Genomic DNA, 23,247 nt, shown 5'->3' with positions numbered 1-23,247 from the left:
TCAAGCCCGAGTCGGTCGGAATCGACACCGCGCGTCCGACGCGCGATTTCCTTCCCCGCCCGCTCGGGCGGCCGGTACGGGTTCGAGTCCACTCATCGTCCGAGAGGTTGTTCGTGTCGGCCAGCACATCCCGTTCACTTCCCCCCGAGATCGCCGAGTCCGCAGCTCTGCTGGCGCTCATCGAGCGGGGCAAGGCCCAGGGGCAGATCGCCGGTGACGACGTGCGCCAGGCGTTCGAGGCGGACCAGATCCCGGTCACCAAGTGGAAGAACGTCATGCGCAGCCTCAACCAGGTGCTGATTGAGGAGGGGGTGGATCTCATGGTCAGCGCGGCCGAGCCGGCCGGCGCCAAGCGCAAGAGCGTTGCTGCCAAGAGCCCCACCAAGCGCACCGCCACCAAGGCTGTCACCACCCGGAACCCGGCCGCCCCCGCGGCCCCGACCAAGCCGCCCGTGCGGATCGCGCCCGGTGCGCCCGTGGCGGCCCCGGCCGTCGCGGCCGCCGCCGCGCCGGCTCCCACGGTGTCCGCCGAGATCACCGCCGAGGAGACGGCCATGGTCGTCGGCGAGGCGAAGGCGATCGCGGCGAAGAAGGCCGCCCCGGCCAAGAGGGCCGCCGCCAAGAAGACCGCCGCGCCGGCCAAGAAGGCCGCCGCCAAGAAGACCGCGACCGCCAAGGGTGCCAAGGGCGAGGAGGAGCTGCTCGGCGAGGAGGAGCTGCTCGAAGACGCGGCCCTGCCCGGCGACAAGGCCGGCACCGAGGCCGAGGCCGGCCCCGAGGAGGAGTCGGAGGGCTTCGTCCTCTCCGACGACGACGAGGACGACGCGCCGGCCCAGCAGGTCGCCGTCGCCGGCGCCACCGCCGACCCGGTCAAGGACTACCTGAAGCAGATCGGCAAGGTCCCGCTGCTCAACGCCGAGCAGGAGGTCGAGCTCGCCAAGCGCATCGAGGCCGGCCTGTTCGCCGAGGACAAGCTCTCGGCCGCCGACAAGCTCGCCCCCAAGCTCAAGCGCGAGCTGGAGATCATCGCCGAGGACGGCCGCCGCGCCAAGAACCACCTGCTGGAGGCCAACCTCCGCCTGGTGGTCTCGCTGGCCAAGCGCTACACCGGTCGCGGCATGCTCTTCCTGGACCTGATCCAGGAGGGCAACCTCGGTCTGATCCGTGCGGTCGAGAAGTTCGACTACACCAAGGGCTACAAGTTCTCCACCTACGCCACCTGGTGGATCCGCCAGGCGATCACCCGCGCCATGGCCGACCAGGCCCGCACCATCCGCATCCCGGTGCACATGGTCGAGGTCATCAACAAGCTGGCCCGCGTCCAGCGCCAGATGCTCCAGGACCTGGGTCGCGAGCCCACCCCGGAGGAGCTGGCCAAGGAACTCGACATGACCCCCGAGAAGGTCATCGAGGTCCAGAAGTACGGCCGTGAGCCGATCTCGCTGCACACCCCGCTCGGTGAGGACGGCGACAGCGAGTTCGGTGACCTGATCGAGGACTCCGAGGCGGTCGTCCCGGCCGACGCGGTCTCCTTCACCCTGCTCCAGGAGCAGCTGCACTCGGTGCTGGACACCCTCTCCGAGCGCGAGGCCGGCGTGGTCTCGATGCGCTTCGGCCTGACGGACGGTCAGCCGAAGACGCTCGACGAGATCGGCAAGGTGTACGGGGTCACCCGTGAGCGCATCCGCCAGATCGAGTCGAAGACCATGTCGAAGCTGCGCCACCCGTCGCGCTCCCAGGTGCTGCGCGACTACCTGGACTGATCTGCACCCCGTTCGCAAGCGCGTGACGAAGGCCCGGAGTCGTACGGCTCCGGGCCTTCGCGGCTGTCCGGGTCCGGGCGGGTCAGCGTCCGGGTGGCCGTTGTCCCTCGTCCGAGTGGCGGTGCGACGGGAAACGGTCGCGCAGTGTAGTTGATCACCTACGCTGTGCCGGTTGCCTGCTGCCGAGCCGACTGGAGTCACCGGTGTTGCCCAACCCGGACCGCGCTGCCCTGCCGACCCCCGCCCCGCCGCCGGCGAGCCCGTCGGTCGCCCGCGCGGCGCGCCGCCGACGGGCCGCCGTGCTGGCGCTGCTGGCCGCCGTCCCCGTTCCGCTGGCCGCGCTCGGTACGGCCGGGCCGGCCGAGGCGCAGCGCCGGGTGGTGGGCGGCACCGCCGTGAGCACCGCCGACCACCCGTGGGTGGTGGCGCTGTCCAGCCGCCAGCAGTTCGGCAGCGGCCGCTCCGGCCAGTTCTGCGGGGGCGCACTGGTCACGCCGACCAAGGTGGTGACGGCCGCGCACTGCTTCTACGACGAGACCAAGGGCGCCAAGGTGGACCGGCCGGGCCTCAAGGTCGTCGTCGGTCGGGACGACCTGCGGGGCTCGGTCGGCCGCGAGGTGTCCGTCCGGTCGGTCTGGATCCACCCCGACTACGCCTTCGCCGCCAACGTGAACGACGTCGCGGTGCTCACCCTCGCCGACTCGCAGGGCTCCCGGCCGGTGATCGGCCTGATCGGCCAGGGCGAGACCGGCCCGTACGCGCCCCGGACCACCGCGCAGGTCTTCGGCTGGGGGGACAGCACCGGGCGGGGCGACTACTCGCCCACGCTGCGCGGGGTGGAGGTGCCGATCGTCGCGGACCAGACCTGTGCGCAGGCCTATCCGGGCGGGCCGGACGGGAAGTTCGACGCCCGGGGCATGGTCTGCGCGGGCGAGGAGAAGGGCGGCAGGGACGCCTGCCAGGGCGACAGCGGCGGCCCGCTGGTCGTCGGCGGCCGACTGGTGGGCCTGGTGTCCTGGGGGACGGGCTGTGCCGACGCGGCCCACCCGGGCGTCTACACCAGGGTGGCCTCGGTCGCGGACGCGGTGCGCTCGGTGCTGTGAGGCCCGACCGGGCCGCCGCCGGTGACCGGCCGGTCACGTTCTGACGTCACGTCGGTGCGGACCGTGTTCGGCCAGGGGAACGACAGAGCCGGGCGACTGGCCCCCGAAGGGGACCCGTCGCCCGGCCCACCGGTCGCGCGCGGTGCGCGGCCGGACACAGCTCGACGTCGGCTGCTGGTGCGGCGCTCGGGATCAGCGCTCTTCTTCGGCCGCCGTGGCGTTGGGGGTGGTGAGACGGCCGCTCTCGTCCTGTATCTCCACGGCGATCTTCTTGAGCTCGGGCTCGAACTTCCGGCCGTGGTGGGCGCAGAAGAGCAGCTCTCCGCCGCTGGCGAGTACGACGCGCAGGTAGGCCTGGGCGCCGCAGCGGTCGCAGCGGTCAGCCGCTGTGAGCGGGCTCGCAGGGGTCAGAACAGTAGTCACGTCGCCTCTTCTCTAGCTCGACGAGCTGTCGTACCAGGGTCAACATCCAACCAGGCCGAAAACGTTCCCGCTCGTGGCTTTTCTTCTCTGAGGATTCTGCTGTGTTGATGAGGACGTGCCCCGGGGGCCGGTGGTTCATGCGTACCGAATCCCAGGATCCGCCCGTCGCTCGAACGCCCGATCGGGACCGGGTGCGAGGTCCGCGTAGCATAATCCTCTGCCGGGTTGGAGCATAAGCCCCGTCCCGGGCCCCGGTAGCCTGCATAACGGCAGTTCCGGAGCCTGCGCCAGGCCCCACGATCCGCCAGGACCGGTGGTACCGGGAGGAGATGGCGCCCCGGGGCCCCGGAGGCCGGTGCGGTCCTTGTTCGCGCAGCGCGTACAAGCTGCGCGGGAGCGGCCCGCCGTGCTGCGCACCCAGCGGGGCGGTGCGCGCACACTGGGCGACGGCTGTCGGTGCGGCGTGCTGCACTGGCGGATGGTCCGGATGCGTCCTGATGTGACCGATGAGACAGAACTTCACCGAGGAGAGTGCCGCGTGAGTGCCGAAACGACCGTGCCGTCCGCACTGCTGGCCGGCGACGACGGTTCCAACTACACCGCTCGGCACCTGCTCGTCCTGGAGGGCCTGGAGGCGGTCCGCAAGCGTCCCGGCATGTACATCGGCTCGACCGACAGTCGCGGCCTGATGCACTGCCTCTGGGAGATCATCGACAACTCCGTCGACGAGGCGCTGGGCGGCCACTGCGACCGCATCGAGGTCCTGCTGCACCCGGACTCCTCGGTCGAGGTCCGCGACAACGGGCGCGGCATCCCGGTCGACGTCGAGCCCAAGACCGGGCTGTCCGGCGTCGAGGTCGTGATGACCAAGCTGCACGCCGGCGGAAAGTTCGGCGGCGGCTCCTACGCGGCCTCCGGCGGCCTGCACGGCGTCGGCGCCTCCGTCGTCAACGCCCTCTCCGCCCGGCTGGACGTCGAGGTCGACCGCGGCGGCCACACCCACGCGGTCAGCTTCCGCCGCGGCACCCCCGGCATCTTCACCGAGACCAGCCCGGACGCGCCCTTCGAGCCCGCCAACGGCCTGACCAGGACGCGCAAGGTGCCGAAGACCCGCACCGGCACCCGGATCCGCTACTGGGCGGACCGGCAGATCTTCCTCAAGGACGCCCGGCTCTCGCTGGAGCACCTGTACAGCCGCGCCCGGCAGACCGCCTTCCTCGTCCCCGGCCTGACCATCGTGGTGCGGGACGAGCGGCTCACCGAGAGCGAGCAGGTCGAGGAGTCGGTCTTCCGCTTCGACGGCGGCATCGCCGAGTTCTGCGAGTTCCTGGCCCCCGACAAGCCGGTCTGCGACGTGCTGCGGCTGCACGGCGAGGGCACCTTCAAGGAGACCGTGCCCGTCCTGGACGAGCTCGGCCACATGACCCCCACCGAGGTCACCCGCCAGCTCGGGGTGGACATCGCGCTGCGCTGGGGCGCCGGCTACGACACCACCCTGCGCTCCTTCGTCAACATCATCGCCACCCCCAAGGGCGGCACCCACGTCACCGGCTTCGAGCGCTCGCTGGCCAAGACCGTCAACGAGGCGCTGCGCGCCGCCAAGCTGCTGCGCGTCGCCGAGGACGACATCACCAAGGACGACGCCACCGAGGGCCTCACCGCGGTGGTCACCGTCCGGCTCGCCGAGCCGCAGTTCGAGGGCCAGACCAAGGAGGTGCTCGGCACCTCGGCGGCCAACCGGATCGTCGCCGCCGTCGTCGCCAAGGAGCTCAAGGCCTTCCTGACCTCGGCCAAGAAGGACCAGAAGCTCCAGGCCCGGGCCGTGCTGGACAAGGTCGTCGCGGCCGCCCGCACCCGGGTCGCCGCCCGCCAGCACAAGGAGGCCCAGCGTCGCAAGACCGCGCTGGAGACCAGCTCGCTGCCGGCCAAGCTGGCCGACTGCCGCAGCGACGACGTCGAGCGCAGCGAGCTCTTCATCGTCGAGGGCGACTCCGCGCTCGGCACCGCGAAGCTCGCCCGGAACTCCGAGTTCCAGGCGCTGCTGCCGATCCGCGGCAAGATCCTCAACGTGCAGAAGGCCTCGGTGAGCGACATGCTCAAGAACACCGAGTGCGCCGCGATCATCCAGGTGATAGGGGCCGGTTCGGGCCGTACCTTCGACATCGACCAGGCCCGCTACGGCCGGGTCATCTTCATGGCCGACGCCGACGTCGACGGTTCGCACATCCGCACCCTGCTGCTGACCCTGTTCCACCGCTACATGCGGCCGATGGTCGAGCAGGGCCGGGTCTTCGCCGCCGTGCCGCCGCTGCACCGGATCGAGCTCACCAGCCCCAAGCGCGGCCAGGAGAAGTACCACTACACCTACTCCGACGCCGAACTGCGCTCCACCCTGCTGGAGTTCCAGCGCAAGGGGATGCGCTGGAAGGAGCCGGTGCAGCGGTACAAGGGCCTGGGCGAGATGGACGCCGACCAGCTGGCCGAGACCACCATGGATCCGCGCCACCGCACGCTGCGCCGGATCAACCTGGGCGACCTGGAGCAGGCCGAGAAGATCTTCGACCTGCTGATGGGCAACGACGTCGCTCCGCGCAAGGAGTTCATCGTGGACTCGGCGGCCACCCTGGACCGCTCCCGCATCGACGCCTGACCGTGTGACCGGGGCCCTCCACCCGTGGGTGGAGGGCCCTTGTGCTGCGGGTTCCACCTGCCCGTCCACCCCGGCGCCGATCAGCCGGGGGCGCCGGATCCGTAGCGTCGGAGAGGTCAGCACAAGCCTCCCCTCGGGACGGAGAAGTCCGATGAGCGCCCTCGTCAACGTCGTGGTGATCGCCGCAGTGATGGTCCTGGTCGTCCAGCGCCAGATGCGCGCCCAGCGCCTGGACACCGAGCGCCGTTTCTGGTTGCTGCCCCTGATCCTCGGCGCGATCGCGCTGCGCGATCCGCAGCTCGTCGACCACCAGCACACCGCGGTGTCCGCCGCCCTGCTGGCCACCGGGCTGGTGGCGGTGCTCGCGATGGGCTCCGTCTGGGGCTGGACCGTGCGGCTGTGGCGGGCCGAGGACGGCGCGGTCTGGGCCAAGGGCACCAAGGCCACGGTGGCCGCCTGGGTCGGGATGATCGCCATCCGGCTCGGCCTGTACGGGATCGGCGCGGCCCTGCACGTCCACCAGGCGGGCAGCGTGCTGATGCTGGGCCTGGCGGTCATGCTGCTGGTCCGCGCGCTCGTGGTGAACTGGCGGGCGCGGGCCCTGGACCTGCCGAAGCAGGCCGCCGTACTGAACTGAACGCCCGGCCCGGGAGCTGCCGGGACCGGCTGTCCGAGATCTGCGAGGAGGCACCCGTGGCCGGGTGGTACTGGACCCGCTGGCCGTCCCGCGAGGGGCTGGAGCGCGAGGCGGAGAGCCGACCGCGGTGGGTCCTCGCCATGTTCGGCCGGACCGTCCTGCTGGTCGTCGTCTGCTGGGCGACGCTCGGCGGCGGCAAGTACTCCGGCTGGGCGGAGGCGGCCGCGGCGGGCGGGCTGCTCGTGGCCGCCGGGCTGAGCGCCGGCTACCTGTACTTCACCCGGGAGCAGCGCCTGGCACCCTCGCTCGGCCTGGCCGCCGCCATGATCGGTGCCGCCTGGCTGGCCAACGGGGGGCGGGCCTACCTGCTGGCCGACTTCCTCTGGTGCGGGCTGGCCGTGGTCGCCCTGGTCCGGCTGCCGCCCGCGCCCGGCGTGCTCACCGCGGCGGCCGCACTGGGCTCGTACACCGCGGCCAGCTGGGCGAGTTGGCTGAGCATCGTCACCACCATCGGCGGGCTCGGCCTGCTCGGCTACCTGCTGCGGCTGGACATCGAGGCGCGCGGCACCGCCCGGCGGCTGCTCGTGCAGGAACGGGCCGCGCGGGCCGCCGAGGCGGAGAGCGCGGCGCTCGCCGAACGTGCCCGGATCGCCCGGGAGATCCACGACGTGCTCGCCCACAGCCTCTCCGCGCAGCTCGTCCACCTGGAGGCGGCCCGGCTGATGCTGGACGCCGGGACCGACCGCGAGCAGATCCGCGAACGGGTCGTCGCCGCCCGGCGGATGGCGCAGGACGGGCTGGTCGAGACCCGGCAGGCGCTGTCCGCGCTGCGCGGCGAACTCACCCCGGTCGGGGAGTTCCTGGTGGAACTGGCCGGGCGGGAGCGGGCCGCGCTGACCGTCACCGGTACGCCCCGGCCGCTCGCCGCGGAGGCCGCCCTCGCCGTGCGGCGCACCGCGCAGGAGGCGGTGACCAACGTCCGCAAGCACGCGCCCGGCGCCCGGTGCTCCGTCGAACTGCGCTACCTGGCGGAGGCGGTGGAGCTGGAGGTGCGCAACTCCCGGCCCCAGCGCGGCGAACCGTCCGGGGAGCTGGCGGCCAGCGGCAGCGGGTACGGTCTGCTGGGGATGCGCGAACGCGCGGAACTGCTCGGCGGCACCCTGCTGGCGGGCCCGGAGGACGGAGGGTGGCGCGTGCTGCTGCGGGTGCCGGCATGAGCGGGGCGGGGCTCACCAGGGTGCTGGTGGCGGACGACCAGACGGTGGTGCGCGAGGGCATCGTGATGCTGCTGGGGCTGCTGCCCGGCATCGAGGTGGTCGGCGCGGCGGCGGACGGGGAGGAGGCCGTCGCCATGGTGGAGCGGTACCACCCGGACGTGGTGCTGATGGACCTGCGGATGCCGCGCTGCGACGGCGTCGAGGCGACCCGGCGGATCCGGGCCGCGCACCCGCGGACCGAGGTCGTGGTGCTCACCACCTACGCCGACGACGACTCGTTGTTCCCCGCCCTGCAGGCCGGGGCACGCGGCTACCTCACCAAGGACGCCGGGGGCGAGGAGATCGCCCGGGCGATCGCGGACGTCCGTGCGGGGGCGGCCGGGCTCTCGCCGCAGGTCCAACTCCGGCTGCTGGAGCGGCTGTCGGGGGCGTCCGGCGGATCCGCCGGGGAGGCCGGGAAGCCGGCCGGCCGACCGGGGGAGCTGCCGGACGGGCTGACCGCCCGGGAGGCGGAGGTGCTGGCGCTGATCGCCGAGGGGCTCTCCAACACCGAGATCGCCCAGCGGCTGTTCGTCAGCCCGGCCACGGTGAAGACGCACATCAACAACCTGTTCGCCAAGACCGCCGTACGGGACCGGGCGCAGGCGGTCGCGTACGCCTTTCGACACGGGATCACCGGTACGCAGCAGTAGTCGGATGAGTGTCTGTCGGATGATCGACCACCTCATCGAGTGAACGTATCTGCGATGGTCAGAGGCGCTGTCCGGGGGCCGCCATCATGGTTGAGGTCAGAGTGCCCGACCGGTCGCAGGAGCAGCAGTGCCACAGCAGCAGACGAGCAGTCCCGGGCAGGGACAGCGATTCGACTGGTGGGCCGCTCCGGCCGCCGCCACCGACGCCGACCGGCCGACCGCATCCGGCCGATTGGCGGTACCGGCCCAGCCGGTGCCCACCCGTACGGTCCAGCCGGCCCCCGTCCAGGTGGCCCAGCCGGTAGCAGTCGAGCGCCCGCCCGTCCGGGCTGCCGCCGCCCCGCTCGCCGAACCCGCCGTCGAACCGGCGGCCGCCCGCGCCCTGGTACCCGCCACCGACAGCACCGAGGTGTACCGGGCCGTCCAGCGCAGCGAGGCCTTCCAGGACATCCGCCGCAGCTACCGGGCGTTCGTCTTCCCGACCAGCGGCGCCTTCCTCGGCTGGTACCTGCTGTACGTCGCCGCCCAGGCCGCCGCCCCCGGCCTGATGCGCAGCCAGGTGGCCGGCCCGCTCAACGTGGCCTGGCTGCTCGGCCTGCTGCAGTTCGCCACCACCTTCCTGCTCACCTGGCTCTACGCCCGCAACGCCCGGACCAAGCGCGACCGCGCCGCCCTGGGCCTGCGCTGGGACACCCAGGACCAGCTGCGATGACGACCGCGATGACGACCGCCACCCCGCCCCCCGTCGCCCCCACCGGCGACCACCACGACCTCGCGATCGTGCTCTTCGCCGTCATCGTCCTGGTCACCCTGACGATCACCCTCTGGGTCGGCCGCCAGGGCAGCGCCACCGAGGACTTCTACGCCGGCGGCCGCGACTTCACCCCGCTGCAGAACGGCTTCGCCCTCTCCGGCGACTACCTCTCCGCAGCCTCCTTCCTCGGCGTCGCCGGGCTGATCGCGCTGTACGGCTACGACGGCGTGCTGTACAGCATCGGCTTCCTGGTCGCCTGGCTGGTGGTGCTGATGCTGGTCGCCGAACTGGTCCGCAACGCCGGCAGGTACACCCTCGCCGACGTGCTCGCGCTGCGGCTGCGCCGCCGCAAGGTACGGGCCGCGGCCGGCGGCGCCAGCGTCGTCGTCACCCTGCTCTACCTGGTCGCCCAGATGGTCGGCGCGGGCTCGCTGGTCGCCCTGCTGCTCGGCACCAACAGCGCCACCGCCCGGACCTGGACCATCATCGCCGTCGGCGGCCTGATGATCGTCTACGTCACGATCGGCGGGATGCGGGCCACCACCTGGATCCAGATCGTCAAGGCCTTCCTGCTGATCGCCGGTTCGGTGCTGCTCACCGTGCTGCTGCTGGTCCGCTTCCACGGTGACGTCGGCGAGCTGATGCGTCAGGCCGCCCAGCACAGCGGCGCCGGTCCGCGCTACCTCGAACCCGGCCTCAAGTACGGCGCCACCTTCACCAGCCGGCTCGACTTCTTCAGCCTGGGCCTCGCCCTGGTGCTCGGCACCGCCGGGCTGCCGCACATCCTGTCCCGCTTCTACACGGTGCCCACCGCGCGGGCCGCCCGCCGCTCCACGATGTGGGCGATCGGCCTGGTCGGCGGCTTCTACCTGATGGCCATCGCGCTCGGCCTGGGCGCGACCGCGCTGGTCGGCTCGTCGGAGGTCCGGCACGCCAACTCGGCCGGGAACACCGCCGTTCCGCTGCTCGCCCTGGTCCTCGGCGGCGGCAACGGCAGCACCGGCGGGGTGGTGCTGTTCGCGCTGATCTCGGCGATCGCCTTCGCCACCATCCTCGCCGTGGTCGCCGGGCTCACCCTGGCCTCCTCGGCGGCCTTCGCCCACGACATCTGGGCCGGCGCCTGGCGCGGCCGGACGCGCCGCCGGCGCCCCTTCCTGCGGCGCGGCGCCGTCCCGGCCTCCCGGTCAGCCGCCCCGGCGTCGGGGGGCGTGGACTCGACGGGCTCGGAGCAGTCGGCCGAGGCCAGCGAGCGCCAGGAGGTCTGGGTGGCGCGGTTCGCGGCGGTCGGGATCGGCGCGGCCGCGATCGCGATCAGCCTGTACGCCCAGCAGCTGAACGTCGCCTTCCTGGTCGGCCTGGCCTTCGCGGTGGCGGCCTCCAGCAACCTGCCCGTCCTGCTGTACAGCCTGTTCTGGTCGCGGTTCACCGCCCGTGGCGCGGTCTGGTCGGTGTACGGCGGGCTGGTCCCGGCGATCGTGCTGGTCGTCTTCTCGCCGGTGGTCTCCGGCACCAAGGCGGCGCTCTTCCCCGGCGTCGACTTCCACTGGTTCCCGTTGGAGAACCCCGGCCTCGTCTCCATCCCGCTCGGCTTCCTGGCAGGCTGGATCGGGACGATCACCTCGCCCGAGCCCGCCGACACGGACCGCTTCGCCGAGCTGGAGGTGCGCGCCCTCACCGGCGCGGGCGCGGCCTGAGCACAGCGCGCGAGGGGACCCCGGCGGGCGCGGGCCTGCCGGGGTTCCCGCATGTCTAGGGCCGGGCAGGCCCTAGGCCCGGGCCGCCAGCCCGTAGCGGTGCTCGGGGCGGCCGGTGTCGCCGTAGCGCAGGGTCAGCCGCAGTCGACTGTCCCGCTCCAGCTGCTTGAGGTAGCGCTGCGCCGTCGAGCGGCTCAGTCCGGTGGCGTCCGCGACCTCCTGGGCGGACAGCGGCCGGCCCGCCTGCCGCAGCACCCCCAGCACCAGGTCGGTGGTGGGCGCCGAGTGGCCCTTCGGCAGCGGGCCGGCCGGGGCGGCGGCGCTGCGCAGGGTGGCGAACAGCCGGTCCACCTCGTCCTGGCCGGCCTCCCGGGCCGCCGGGCCGGCCAGCGCGTGCCGCAGCTGCGCGTACGCGACCAGCTTGTCCCGCAGGCCGCCGAAGGTGAACGGCTTGACCAGGTACTGCAGCGCGCCGTGCTGCATCGCGGCGTGCACCGTCGACACGTCCCGGGCGGCCGTCACCATCATCACGTCGCAGGCCACCTGCCGCTCCCGCAGCCGGCGCACCAGCGCCAGGCCGGTCTCGTCCGGCAGGTGGTGGTCGAGCAGCAGCAGGTCCACCGGGCGGCGCTCCAGCGCGGCCAGCGCCTCCCCGGCCGAGTGCGCGGTGCCGGTCACCCGGAAGCCCGGCACCTTGGCCACGTACGCGGCGTGCACGTCCGCGACCCGGAAGTCGTCGTCCACCACGAGTACGTCGATCATCAGGCCTCCACGAGCTGAGTGGTGAGCAGGGCCTCGGGCAGCTCGACCGTGAACCGGGCGCCGCCGAGCGGCCCCGCGTCGAGCACGATCCGGCCGCCGGTCCGTTCGACCAGCCGCCGCACCATCGCCAGCCCCAGCCCGCGCGGACGGTGCGCGGGTGCGTCCTTGCTGGTCCACCCCTCCTCGAAGACCTGCTCGCGCAGCTCCTCCGGCACGCCCGGGCCGCTGTCCGCGACCTGCAGCAGCAGCGTGGATCCGGCCGCCGCCAGGGTCACCTCCACCCGGCCGCCGCCGCCCGCCGCGAGCGCGTCCACCGCGTTGTCGATCAGGTTGCCGAGCACCGTCACCAGCGCCCGCGCGTCCACCACCGCGTCCGGCAGGTGTGCCGCCCGGGCCAGCACCAGCCGCACCCCGCGCTCGCCCGCCACCGCCGTCTTGCCCGCCAGCAGCGCCGCGACGTGCGGATCCTGCACCTGCTCGGCGATCCGCGCCGCGACCACCGCGTGCGAACCGGACTGCTCCGAGATGAAGGCCACCGCCTGCTCGTGGCGGCCCAGCTCCAGCAGGCCCAGCAGGGTGTGCATCCGGTTGGCGTGCTCGTGGTCCTGCGCCCGCAGCGCCTCGGTCAGGCTACGGGTGGTGTCCAGCTCGCGGACCAGCGACTCCAGCTCGGTCCGGTCGCGCAGCGTCACGACGGCGCCGCCCACGGGCCCGTCCCCGGGCTCCCGTCGGCCGGGCGGACGACGGGAGCCCGAGGTCAGGCCGGGGGCCGTGCTCATCCGGTTCACCACCAGCACCCGGTCGTCCCGGACGGCCGGCAGGTCGGCGCCGGTGATCCGCCCGGTCAGCACGTCGGCCAGCCGGCCCGGCGGCAGCACCGCGTCGATCGGCAGGCCGGTGCAGTCCTCCGGCAGGCCGAGCAGCCGGACCGCCTCGTCGTTCGCCAGCCGGATCCGGCCGCGCTCGTCCAGCGCCACCATGCCCTCGCGGATGCCGTGCAGCATCGCCTCCCGCTCCACCAGCAGCGCCGAGATGTCGGCCAGCGCGATGTTGTGGGTGCGGCGCTTCAGCCGCCGGGCCAGCGCCAGCGTGGCGACCGTCCCGGCGGCCAGGCCGGCCCCCGCGCACAGCAGGATCCCGGTGAGCATCTTCAGCAGCCGGCGGCGGATCGAGTCGTCGCTGATGCCCACCGACACCTCGCCGACGATCCGGCCGTCCGCGACCCGCAGCGGCACCTTGCCGCGCGCGGTGCGGCCCAGCGTGCCCTGCTGGATCGCGGTGACGCTGAGGCCGCTGAGCGCCGGCTCCGGGTCGGTGCTGACCCGGTGGCCGATCCGCTCCGGGTCGGTGTGCGAGAGCCGGATCCCGTCCAGGTCGGTGACCACCACGAAGCTGGCGCCGGTGGCCAGCCGGATCTGCTCGGCGTTGCGCTGGGCGGTCGCCGAGTCGCGGGCGTCGGCGGCCCGGGCGATCGCCTCGTCGGTGGCGGTGGCCTGGGCGATCGACAGCGCCCGCTGCATCGCGTCGTGGTCCAGTTCGCTGCTGACCGGGGCCAGGAACAGCCCGGCGGTCACGGCGGTGACACCGACGGTGACGACGGTCTGGCTCAGCAGCAGTTGCGCGAAGACCCGGCGGGGCCAGTGGGGAAGCTTCATCCGGGCCTCCTCTCGGGGGCTGCGGGTCCGTGCAGGTGGGGGCGGCGCGGGTGACGGGCCGTGCGGGTGATGGGCCGTGCGGGTGGGGGTGGCTCAGGCGGGGGCGGTCGGCGGGTTCGGGGGTCGGGCCGGGGTGGGGTTGGGACACCCTATGTTTCCCGGGTGTTTCTGTCAGCCGCGTCCCCGCAGTTGTAGCGGAAGCAAAACGAGCAGAACACCCCTCAATGCGGAGAAATCGCAGTACGCCGAGAAGGCTCCCGCCGTGGCCCGGCCCGCTCCTACCTTCCAGGGGCAAGCACAGACCCGGGAGGTCACCATGAGCACAACCCCGGCGATCGAGCTGACCGGCGCGACCAAACGGTTCCGCACCCCGTCCGGGGCCCTGCACACCGCCGTCCGCGATCTCGATCTGACCGTCGCCCAGGGCGAGTTCGTCGCCGTCGTCGGACCCACCGGCTGCGGCAAGTCCACCACGCTGACCCTGGTCAGCGGCCTGGAGGAGCCCACCGAGGGCGAGGTCCTGGTGTACGGCGAGCCGGTCCGCGGGATCGACCCCAAGGTCGGGTTCGTCTTCCAGCAGGACGCCGTCTTCCCCTGGCGCACCGTCCTGTCCAACGTCATGGCCGGGCCGCGCTTCCGCGGCGTGCCCGCCGCCGAGGCCAGGGAGCGGGCCCGGGACTGGCTGGGCCGGGTCGGCCTCGCCGCCTTCGAGGACCGCTACCCGCACCAGCTGTCCGGCGGCATGCGCAAGCGCGTCGCGCTCGCCCAGACCTTCGTCAACGACCCGGCCATCCTGCTGATGGACGAGCCGTTCTCGGCGCTGGACGTGCAGACCCGTGCCCTGATGTCCGACCAGCTGCTGGAGCTGTGGGCCGGCACGGGCTCTTCCGTCGTCTTCGTCACCCACGACCTGGACGAGGCCATCGCGCTCGCCGACCGGGTCGTCGTCATGACGGCCGGACCGGCCACCGTCAAGGAGATCTTCACCGTCGACCTGCCACGACCGCGCACCGTGGAGGCCGTCCGGCTGGAACCGAGGTTCGTCGAGCTGTACCGCGAGATCTGGGCCTCGCTCGGCGAAGAGGTGCGCATCACCCGCGAGAGAGGAGCGGGTCGTGCCGCTTGAGACCGCATCGGCCGTCGCCGGCAAGCCCCCGGCGGCCGCCCCCGTCAGCCGTACCGAGGCCCGCGAACGGGCCGCCCGCAACCGGAAGTTGACCGTCTACGGGGCCCGGGTCGCGGTCCTGCTCGCCTTCCTCGGGCTCTGGGAGGTCTGCGCCCGCACCGAGGTCATCGACCCGTTCAACTTCTCGCAGCCGTCGAGGATCTGGGACCAGATCTGGCAGTGGGTCACCCACGGCACCGCGCAGGGCTCGCTCGGCGAACAGATCGGCTACACCCTCTACGAGGCCCTCACCGGCTGGGTGATCGGCGTCATCGGCGGTGTGCTGCTCGGCATCGCGCTCGGCCGGATCCGCTTCCTGGCCGACGTGTTCGGGCCCTACATCAAGGTGCTCAACGCCATCCCGCGGATCGTGCTCGCCCCGATCTTCCTGATCTGGTTCGGCCTCGGTCCGGCCTCCAAGGTCGCCTCCGCCGTGGTCCTGGTGTTCTTCCCGGTCTTCTTCAACGCCTTCCAGGGCGCCCGCGAGGTGGACCGCAACCTCGTCGCCAACGCCCGCATCCTCGGCGCCGACAACCGCAAGGTCACCCTCCAGGTGGTCATCCCCGCCGCCACCACCTGGATCTTCACCAGCCTGCACGTCAGCTTCGGCTTCGCCCTGATCGGCGCCATCGTCGGCGAGTACATCGGCGCCACCAAGGGCCTCGGCCTGCTCGTCGCCGCGGCCCAGGGCACCTTCAACGCGGCCGGCGTGTACGCCGCCATGACCATCCTCGCCGTCGTCGCGCTGCTCACCGAGGGACTGCTGACCTTCGCCGAGAAGAAGCTGTTCCGCTGGAAGCCCGCCGACGCGGGCGACGGCCGCTGAATCCCCCCTGCAGAGAGAGGCACCCCCACCCATGCGCCCGAACTCGACCGGCAGAGTTGCCGCAGCCGCCCTCGCCGCCGTCCTGCTCCTCCCGCTCGCCGCCTGCGCCAACGACGCCGCCACGACCGCCCACGGCGCCGCCGCCCCGGCCGGGCGGCAGGTCGACGGGCCCAAGGTCAAGATCATGGTCGGCGGTCTGGACAAGGTCATCTACCTGCCCGCGATGCTCACCCAGCGGCTCGGCTTCTTCGCCGAGGCCGGCGTCAACGTCGAGCTGATGACCGAGCCGGCCGGCGTCAACGCCACCACCGCCCTGCTCGCCGGCGACGTCCAGGGCGCCGTCGGCTTCTACGACCACACCATCGACCTGCAGGCCAAGGGCAAGATCGTCGAGTCCGTGGTGCAGTTCGCCCAGGCCCCCGGCGAGGTCGAGATCGTCTCCACCAAACAGGCCGACGCCATCAAGTCCGGCGCCGACTTCAAGGGCAAGAAGCTCGGCGTCACCAGCATCGGCTCCTCCACCGACTTCCTCACCAAGTACCTCGCCGTCAAGAACGGCGCCGCCGTCAGCGAGTTCAGCCCGATCGCGGTCGGCGCCGGCCAGACCTTCATCGCCGCGCTCCAGCAGGGCAGCATCGACGCCGGGATGACCACCGACCCGACCGTCGCCACCATCCTCGACAAGGGCCTCGGCAAGATCCTCTACGACATGCGCACCCCCGAGGGCTCCCGCGACGCCCTCGGCGGCCTCTACCCGTCGTCCTCGCTCTACATGAACACCGACTGGGTGGAGAAGAACAAGGACACCACCCAGAAGCTCACCAACGCCTTCGTCAAGACCCTCACGTGGATGTCCACGCACAGCCCCGAGGAGATCGCCGCGAAGATGCCCGCCGACTACGCGCAGGGCGGCGCCGAGCAGTACGCGGCCGCGATCAAGGCGACCCTGCCGATGTTCACCACCGACGGCGTGATGCCCGCCGACGGCCCGAAGACCGTCCTCGCCGTGCTCGCCGCCTTCCACCCGGACGTCAAGGGCAAGGAGGGCACCATCGACCTCGCCCGCACCTACACCACCGAGTTCGTCGGCAAGGCCGTCACCGGCTGACCGGTCTCCCCCGATGCGACGGTCCCGCGCTCACCCCCACGGGCGCGGGGCCGGCCGCTCGTCATGCCCCCGGTCTCGTCAGATCCCCCGGACGGAGAGCACGTCCATCCGCGACGGCGTCCCCGCCGCCTTGCCGCAGCTCTCCGGACGCGGCGGCTCGCTCACCGTCTCGATCACGTCCACCTCCCAGGCCCGGCCGTCCGCGTGCAGCACCGAGACCAGCCAGCGGCCCTCGCCGTCCGGCCGCTGGGCCAGCGTCAGCGCGTCCACCCCGGTCTCCCCGGTCGCCAACCGCACCGCGTGCTCGGCCGCCTGGCCCGGACGGTCCCAGCCCGAACAGCCCCGCGACCACTGCGGCACCACGTGCCCGGCCGCCGTCGCCGCCAGCACCTCCTTGGCCGTCTCCGCCGTCAGTCGCCCGTACGCGTAGCCGTACGGCAGCACCAGCATCGTGGGGGAGAAGCGGTGCCCGCCCAGGTGCGTCACCTCCCACACCTCGCTGTGCCCGGCCGCCGCCAGCTCCGCCGCCAACGGACGGCCCAGCAGCGCGCAGCAGCGGTCCCGCCGCCCGTTCGTGCACACCAGCGCCAGCGGGCCGCCGACGTGCTCCACCCCGAAACCGCCGTGGTCGCCACCGCCCAGCGCCGCGAAGTCCAGCGCCAGCAGCTCCGCCGGATCGGCCACCTCCGCCCGGCGTACCCAGCCGCGACCCGGCACCGTGTGCGCCACCAGCACCTCGTGCCCCGCCGTCGGCAGGCAGTCCGCATGCCGGCCCGGCCGCCGGATCAGCGCCACCCGCACCCCCGTGCCCGCTGCGGCCGCCTCCAGCGCCCGTCCCGTCGCCGGATCCAGATGGCTCTCCCCGAGCGCCTTCGCGCCCCACGGCCCGTTCTGCTCCACCAGCAACCAGGTGGTCGCCACCGCCGCGGTGGCGGCCAGCGGCTCCGACAGTTCACGCGACGCCGTCGCACAGGTGCTCACCCGGGCAAGGCTACCCTCACCACCCGCCGTCCCCCGGAACGACGGAGGAGGGGTACCGGACGGCGCCCCTCCTCCGGTCGGCCGTCGGCTACGCCGGGCCGGCGACCACCGCGATCGGCGTCGTCACCGGCGTGCCCGAACCGTCACGGCGCGGGTCGCGCTCCGGCAGCTCCACCGGCGCGCCCTTGCCGGTCGCCGCCCGGGCCGGGGCCGCGCCCGCCCAGGCGAAGGTCAGGCCGTCCTCGCCGCGCAGGAAGCGCTGGCAGCGCACGCCGCCCGTGGCCCGGCCCTTGCGCGGGTACTGCTCGAACGGCGTCACCTTCCACGACGTCTGCTCCTCGCCGGACAGCGTCCCCGACGCGCCCGCCACCGAGACCACCACCGCGTCCGCCGCCGGATCCACCGCCGTGAACGACAGCACCCGCGCCCCGTCGGAGAGCTTGATCCCCGCCATGCCGCCCGCCGGACGGCCCTGCGGACGCACCTGCCCCGCCGGGTAGCGCAGCAGCTGCGCGTCCGAGGCGATGAAGACCAAGTCCTCCTCGCCGGTGCGCAGTTCGACCGCGCCCACCAGCTCGTCACCCTCCTTGAGGGCGATCACCTCGAACTCGTCCTTGTTCGTCGGCCACTCCGGCACCACCCGCTTCACCACACCCTGCACCGTGCCCAGCGCCAGCCCCGGCGAGGACTCGTCCAGCGTGGTCAGCGCCAGCGCCCGCTCCCCGTCCTCCAACCGCAGGAACTCGCCCACCGCCGCACCGCCGGCCAGCGTCGGCGACGGCGTCGGAGGCAGCGCCGGCAGGTCGATCACCGGCAGCCGCAGCACCCGGCCCGCCGACGTCACCACACCCACGTCCGCCCGCGCCGTCGCCGGCACCGCCGACACGATCACATCGTGCTTCGACCGCTTCTCCGACAGCTCGAACGGCTCCCCGTCCGCCGTCCGCGCCAGCAGGCCCGTCGACGACAGCAGCACCCGGCACGGGTCGTCCGCCACCTCCAGCGGCACCGACAGCGCCGCCGACGGGGCCGCCCCCGCCTCCAGCAGCACCGTCCGCCGCTCCGTCCCGAACTGCTTCGACACCGCGCCGAGTTCGGACGACACCACGCTGCGCAGCCGGACGTCCGACTCCAGGATCTCGGTCAGCTCCGCGATCTCCGCGCTCAGCTTCGCCTTCTCCTGCTCCAGCTCCACCCGGTCGAACCGGGTCAGCCGCCGCAGCGGCGTGTCCAGGATGTACGCGGTCTGCGTCTCCGACAGCGAGAAGTGCTCCATCAGGCGTTCCTTCGCCTGCCCCGCGTTGTCGCTCGACCGGATGATCGCGATGACCTCGTCGATGTCGAGCAGCGCCACCAGCAGGCCCTCGACCAGGTGCAGCCGCTCCTCCCGCTTGCGCCGGCGGAAGTCGCTGCGCCGCCGCACCACGGTGAACCGGTGGTCGACGTAGACCTCCAGCAGCTCCTTCAGCCCCAGCGTCAGCGGCTGGCCGTCCACCAGCGCCACGTTGTTGATGCCGAAGGTCTCCTCCATCGGCGTCAGCTTGTAGAGCTGCTCCAGCAGCGCCTCCGGCACGAAGCCGTTCTTCACCTCGATCACCAGCCGCAGCCCGTGCTCGCGGTCGGTCAGGTCCTTGACGTCCGCGATGCCCTGCAGCTTCTTCGCGTTGACCAGGTCCTTGATCTTCGAGATGACCTTCTCGGGGCCGACGTTGTACGGCAGCTCGGTCACCACGATGCCCTTGCGGCGCGCCGTCACCGCCTCCACCGTCGTGGTCGCCCGGATCTTGAACGTGCCGCGGCCCGACTCGTACGCGTCCCGGATCCCCGACAGGCCCACGATCCGCCCGCCCGTCGGCAGGTCCGGACCGGGCACGAACCGCATCAGCGTGTCCAGGTCCGCGTTCGGGTGCTTGATCAGGTGCCGGGCCGCCGCCACCACCTCGGACAGGTTGTGCGGCGGCATGTTCGTCGCCATGCCGACCGCGATGCCCGTCGCGCCGTTCACCAGCAGGTTCGGGAACGCCGCCGGCAGCGCCAACGGCTCCTGCTCGCTGCCGTCGTAGTTCGGGCCGAAGTCGACGGTGTCCTCGTGGATCGACTCCACCATCGCCATCGACGCCGCCGTCAGCCGCGACTCCGTGTAGCGCATCGCGGCCGGCGGGTCGTCGTTGCCCAGCGAACCGAAGTTCCCGTGCCCGTCGATCAGCGGCAGCCGCATCGAGAACGGCTGCGCCATCCGGACGACCGAGTCGTAGATCGACGCGTCGCCGTGCGGGTGCAGCCGGCCCATCACCTCGCCCACCACACGGGCGCACTTCACGTGCGCGCGATCCGGCCGCAGGCCCATCTCGTTGGCCTGGTACAGGATCCGGCGGTGCACCGGCTTCAGACCGTCCCGCGCGTCGGGAAGCGCACGCGAGTAGATCACCGAGTAGGCGTACTCCAGGAAGGAGCCCTGCATCTCGTCCACGACGTCGACATCGAGGATCCGCTCCTCGAAGTCTCCGGGCGGCGGGGTCTGCGAACTGCGGCGGGCCATCGCGGCGGGGCTCCCTTACGTCTCGCTTGCTGTGTCTCGGTCAGTCTCTGACGTCCATCCGCCGGCCCCCGTCAACAGGGCGCGGCGCCCCCATTGTGGACCCTCGCGCCGACACTCCCGGCCAGCGCCCCTCTTCCGCCCCTGGCGAACGCCCCGTCCGCGCGGAGCACGAACACGCCCCCCACGCGTTGCACCACAATGGGGGACGCCACACGAACCCCGACATCGACGACGGGAAGGACCCGAGCGCATGGCCAACCCGGCCCCCGCATCCGCCTCCACCGGAGGAAATGGCGCTGCCATCGCCATCACCGAGCACCGCCTGGCCAACGGCCTGCGCGTCGTCCTCTCCGAGGACCACCTCACCCCGGTCGCCGCGGTCTGCCTCTGGTACGACGTGGGCTCGCGCCACGAGGTCAAGGGCCGCACCGGCCTCGCCCACCTCTTCGAGCACCTCATGTTCCAGGGCTCCGCCAGCGTCTCCAACAACGGGCACTTCGAACTCGTCCAGGGCGCCGGCGGATCGCTCAACGGCACCACCAGCTTCGAGCGCACCAACTACTTCGAGACCATGCCCGCCCACCAGTTGGAGCTCGCGCTCTGGCTGGAGGCCGACCGCATGGGCTCGCTGCTCGCCGCCCTCGACGAGACGTCCATGGAGAACCAGCGCGACGTCGTCAAGAACGAGCGCCGCCAGCGCTACGACAACGTCCCCTACGGCACCGCCTTCGAGAAGCTCACCGCGCTCTCGTTCCCCGACGGCCACCCGTACCACCACACCCCGATCGGCTCCATGGCCGACCTGGACGCCGCCACCCTCGACGACGCCCGCGCGTTCTTCCGCACCTACTACGCGCCCAACAACGCCGTCCTGTCCGTCGTCGGCGACATCGACCCCGAGCAGACCATCGCCTGGGTCGAGAAGTACTTCGGCAGCATCCCCGCCCACGACGGCAAGCAGCCCCCGCGCTCCGGCGAACTCCCCGACACCATCGGCCGCGAACTGCGCGAGCACGTCCACGAGGACGTCCCCTCCCGCGCGCTGATGGCCGCCTACCGCCTCCCGCACGACGGCACCCGCGACGCCGACGCCGCCGACCTCGCCCTCACCATCCTCGGCAGCGGCGAGTCCAGCCGCCTCTACAACCGGCTCGTCCGCCGCGACCGCACCGCCGTCGCCGCCGGCTTCGGCCTGCTGCGCCTCGCCGGCGCCCCCAGCCTCGGCTGGCTCGACGTCAAGACCTCCGGCGACGCCACCATCGAGCAGATCGACGCCGCCGTCGACGAGGAACTCGCCCGCTTCGCCGCCGAAGGCCCCACCCCCGAGGAACTCGAACGGGCCCAGGCCCAGATCGAGCGCGAATGGCTCGACCGGCTCACCACCGTCGCCGGCCGCGCCGACGAACTCTGCCGCTTCGCCGTCCTGTTCGGCGACCCCAAGCTGCTCAACGACGCCCTCCCCAAGGTCCTCGACATCACCGCCGAGGAGGTCCAGGCCGTCGCGAAGGCCCGGCTCCACCCCGACAACCGGGCCGTCCTCGTCTACGAGCCCACCGCGGCCGACGACGCCGACGCCACCGCTGCCACCGATGAGGAGGGTGCCGCCGCATGAGCACCGACTACGTCCCCACCATGACGTTCCACCCCCAGCCCGAGCCCGGCACCCCCGGCCCCTGGGCCTTCCCCGCCCCCGAGCGCGCCGCCCTCGGCAACGGCGTCACCGTCCTGCACTGCCACCGGCCCGGCCAGCAGCTCGTCGCCGTCGAGGTCCTCCTCGACGCCCCGCTCGCCGCCGAGCCCGACGGCCTCGACGGCGTCGCCGCCATCCTCGCCCGGGCCCTCAGCGAAGGCACCGACACCCTCACCGCCGAGGAGTTCGCCGCCGAACTCGAACGCGCCGGCGCCACCCTCGACGCCCACGCCGACCACCCCTGCATCCGCGTCTCCCTGGAGGTCCCCGCCTCCCGCCTGCAGCGCGGCCTCTCGCTGCTCGCCGACGCCCTGCGCGCCCCGGCCCTCCCCGAGGACGAGATCGAGCGCCTCGTCGCCAACCGGCTCGACGAGATCGTCCACGAGCAGGCCAACCCCGCCCGGCGCGCCGCCAAGGCCCTCTACGCCGAACTCTTCGACGCCGCCGACCGCCTCTCCCGGCCCCGCAGCGGCACCGCCGACACGGTCAAGTCCATCGACCGCGCCGCCGTCAAGGCCTTCTACGACGCCCACGTGCGCCCCGCCACCGCCACCGTCGTCGTGGTCGGCGACCTCACCGGCACCGACCTGCCCGCCCTCCTGGAGAGCACCCTCGGCACCTGGACCGGCAGCGCGGCCGAGCCCGCCACGCACGCCCCCGTGACCGCCGACGACCACGGCCGCGTCCTCATCGTGGACCGCCCCGGCTCCGTCCAGACCCAGCTCCTCATCGGCCGCATCGGCCCCGACCGCCACGACCCCGTCTGGGCCGCCCAGATCCTCGGCACCTACTGCCTCGGCGGCACCCTCACCTCCCGCCTCGACCGCGTCCTGCGCGAGGAGAAGGGCTACACCTACGGCGTCCGCGCCTTCGCCCAGCCGCTGCGCTCCGCCGCCGACGGCAGCGGCCGCGCGCTGCTCGCCGTCAGCGGCTCGGTGGACACCGCCTCCACCGCCCCCGCGCTCGCCGACACCTGGACCATCCTGCGCACCCTCGCCGCCGAGGGCCTCACCGACGCCGAGCGCGACGAGGCCGTGCAGTTCCTGGTCGGCGTCGCCCCGCTGAAGTACGAGACCGCGGGCTCGGTCGCCGGCACCCTGGCCGACCAGGTCGAGCAGGACCTCGCGGACGACTACCAGGCCGAGGTCTACCGGCAGCTCGCCGAACTGCCCACGGCCGCCGCCACCGAGGCCGTCGTCGCCGCCTTCCCGCCGGACCGCCTGGTCACCGTGCTGGTCGGCGACGCCGCCGTCATCGCCGACGACGTGCGGGCCCTCGGCATCGGCGAGGTCACCGTCGTCAGCTGACCCACGCAGCCCCGCGCGGCCCGGTGGAGCACCCGCTCCGCCGGGCCCGCGGCGTTTCTAAATCCGTTGCGGGCGACCGGCGTACCGTGGATAGATATTCCCCGGCACACACGTACGAACTCTGACGCAGGACGGGAGGCGGTCACCATGCGGGTCGAGCGAACCATACGACGACGCTCCCCAAGGCCGTGTTCCCTCCGTGCCCCGGGCGCCTGAGCCCCACCCCCGGACTTCCCCGAGCCACGCCGGGACTTCGTCGCGCGGCACGCCCTTCCCCGAAC

The 23,247-nt window shown here is 72.8% G+C and carries 18 protein-coding genes; 13 read left to right on the top strand and 5 right to left on the bottom strand.

Going from position 1 to position 23,247, the window contains the following annotated elements:
• The first annotated feature begins 107 nt into the window (after nucleotides 1-107).
• Entirely contained in the window at nucleotides 108-1,763 is a 1,656-nt protein-coding gene (locus tag ACIOJE_RS34210; RefSeq protein ID WP_280685017.1) for an RNA polymerase sigma factor, read from the top strand.
• Nucleotides 1,764-1,966: 203 nt separating this feature from the next.
• Entirely contained in the window at nucleotides 1,967-2,866 is a 900-nt protein-coding gene (locus tag ACIOJE_RS34205; RefSeq protein WP_400781592.1) for a S1 family peptidase, read from the top strand.
• 192 nt (nucleotides 2,867-3,058) lie between these two features.
• Here the strand turns inward: ACIOJE_RS34205 and ACIOJE_RS34200 are convergent, their stop codons facing one another.
• Nucleotides 3,059-3,289, bottom strand: coding sequence for a hypothetical protein (locus ACIOJE_RS34200; protein WP_280685015.1), 231 nt, complete (start codon nucleotides 3,287-3,289; stop codon nucleotides 3,059-3,061).
• A 538-nt stretch (nucleotides 3,290-3,827) separates the two neighbouring features.
• Between ACIOJE_RS34200 and ACIOJE_RS34195 the strand changes: the two genes are divergently transcribed.
• The 6 genes from ACIOJE_RS34195 (at nucleotide 3,828) to ACIOJE_RS34170 (ending at nucleotide 10,933) form a co-directional block, all read left to right on the top strand.
• Entirely contained in the window at nucleotides 3,828-5,939 is a 2,112-nt protein-coding gene (locus tag ACIOJE_RS34195) for a DNA topoisomerase IV subunit B (RefSeq protein WP_280685014.1), read from the top strand.
• Nucleotides 5,940-6,090: 151 nt separating this feature from the next.
• Complete coding sequence (locus ACIOJE_RS34190; RefSeq protein WP_280685013.1) at nucleotides 6,091-6,576, top strand: CcdC protein domain-containing protein; 486 nt, start codon at nucleotides 6,091-6,093, stop codon at nucleotides 6,574-6,576.
• A gap of 56 nt (nucleotides 6,577-6,632) precedes the next feature.
• On the top strand, nucleotides 6,633-7,793 hold the full coding sequence (locus tag ACIOJE_RS34185) for a sensor histidine kinase (RefSeq protein WP_280685012.1): 1,161 nt from the start codon (nucleotides 6,633-6,635) through the stop codon (nucleotides 7,791-7,793).
• Entirely contained in the window at nucleotides 7,790-8,485 is a 696-nt protein-coding gene (locus ACIOJE_RS34180; protein ID WP_400781588.1) for a response regulator, read from the top strand. The genes ACIOJE_RS34185 and ACIOJE_RS34180 overlap by 4 nt, the downstream gene beginning before the upstream one ends.
• A 127-nt stretch (nucleotides 8,486-8,612) precedes the next feature.
• A complete protein-coding gene (locus tag ACIOJE_RS34175; RefSeq protein ID WP_400781586.1) occupies nucleotides 8,613-9,197 on the top strand; it encodes a DUF485 domain-containing protein in 585 nt (194 codons plus the stop codon).
• Nucleotides 9,194-10,933 carry a cation acetate symporter gene (locus ACIOJE_RS34170; protein WP_280685009.1) on the top strand — a complete coding sequence of 580 codons (1,740 nt, stop codon included), beginning with the start codon at nucleotides 9,194-9,196 and terminating at the stop codon, nucleotides 10,931-10,933. The genes ACIOJE_RS34175 and ACIOJE_RS34170 overlap by 4 nt, the downstream gene beginning before the upstream one ends.
• A 72-nt stretch (nucleotides 10,934-11,005) precedes the next feature.
• On the opposite strand, the gene ACIOJE_RS34165 is transcribed toward ACIOJE_RS34170, so the two are convergent.
• Both ACIOJE_RS34165 and ACIOJE_RS34160 read right to left on the bottom strand, forming a co-directional pair.
• On the bottom strand, nucleotides 11,006-11,695 hold the full coding sequence (locus tag ACIOJE_RS34165) for a response regulator (RefSeq protein WP_280685008.1): 690 nt from the start codon (nucleotides 11,693-11,695) through the stop codon (nucleotides 11,006-11,008).
• The gene (locus ACIOJE_RS34160; RefSeq protein WP_280685007.1) at nucleotides 11,695-13,350 is read right to left on the bottom strand and encodes a sensor histidine kinase; all 1,656 of its coding nucleotides are present in this window, start codon (nucleotides 13,348-13,350) and stop codon (nucleotides 11,695-11,697) included. Before ACIOJE_RS34160 ends, ACIOJE_RS34165 begins: the two co-directional genes overlap by 1 nt.
• 316 nt (nucleotides 13,351-13,666) lie before the next feature.
• On the opposite strand from ACIOJE_RS34160, the gene ACIOJE_RS34155 reads away from it, so the two are divergent.
• From ACIOJE_RS34155 to ACIOJE_RS34145, 3 genes are read left to right on the top strand one after another with little or no spacing between them, the layout of a single operon-like run.
• Nucleotides 13,667-14,476 (top strand): ABC transporter ATP-binding protein, encoded by an 810-nt coding sequence (locus tag ACIOJE_RS34155; protein WP_400781581.1) that lies wholly within the window; start codon nucleotides 13,667-13,669, stop codon nucleotides 14,474-14,476.
• A complete protein-coding gene (locus ACIOJE_RS34150) occupies nucleotides 14,466-15,341 on the top strand; it encodes an ABC transporter permease (protein ID WP_280685005.1) in 876 nt (291 codons plus the stop codon). Before ACIOJE_RS34155 ends, ACIOJE_RS34150 begins: the two co-directional genes overlap by 11 nt.
• Before the next feature lie 31 nt (nucleotides 15,342-15,372).
• Nucleotides 15,373-16,449 carry an ABC transporter substrate-binding protein gene (locus ACIOJE_RS34145; RefSeq protein ID WP_400781578.1) on the top strand — a complete coding sequence of 359 codons (1,077 nt, stop codon included), beginning with the start codon at nucleotides 15,373-15,375 and terminating at the stop codon, nucleotides 16,447-16,449.
• Nucleotides 16,450-16,527: 78 nt separating this feature from the next.
• Here the strand turns inward: ACIOJE_RS34145 and ACIOJE_RS34140 are convergent, their stop codons facing one another.
• Nucleotides 16,528-17,430, bottom strand: a complete 903-nt coding sequence (locus tag ACIOJE_RS34140; protein ID WP_280685003.1) for a sucrase ferredoxin — start codon at nucleotides 17,428-17,430, stop codon at nucleotides 16,528-16,530.
• An 88-nt stretch (nucleotides 17,431-17,518) separates the two neighbouring features.
• The gene (locus tag ACIOJE_RS34135; RefSeq protein WP_400781575.1) at nucleotides 17,519-19,969 is read right to left on the bottom strand and encodes a DNA topoisomerase (ATP-hydrolyzing) subunit A; all 2,451 of its coding nucleotides are present in this window, start codon (nucleotides 19,967-19,969) and stop codon (nucleotides 17,519-17,521) included.
• A 250-nt stretch (nucleotides 19,970-20,219) separates the two neighbouring features.
• Here ACIOJE_RS34135 and ACIOJE_RS34130 point away from each other — a divergent pair, with 250 nt between their 5' ends.
• Together ACIOJE_RS34130 and ACIOJE_RS34125 are read left to right on the top strand one after the other, a co-directional pair.
• Entirely contained in the window at nucleotides 20,220-21,581 is a 1,362-nt protein-coding gene (locus tag ACIOJE_RS34130) for a pitrilysin family protein (RefSeq protein WP_280685001.1), read from the top strand.
• Nucleotides 21,582-21,601: 20 nt separating this feature from the next.
• Nucleotides 21,602-22,966 (top strand): M16 family metallopeptidase, encoded by a 1,365-nt coding sequence (locus ACIOJE_RS34125; RefSeq protein WP_400781621.1) that lies wholly within the window; start codon nucleotides 21,602-21,604, stop codon nucleotides 22,964-22,966.
• Nucleotides 22,967-23,247: the final 281 nt, after the last annotated feature.

The organism is Kitasatospora sp. NPDC087861, assembly GCF_044742585.1.
Lineage (GTDB): Bacteria > Actinomycetota > Actinomycetes > Streptomycetales > Streptomycetaceae > Kitasatospora.
Note: the sequence above shows the minus strand (reverse complement) of the source record. Positions and strands in the feature narration are given on the sequence as shown.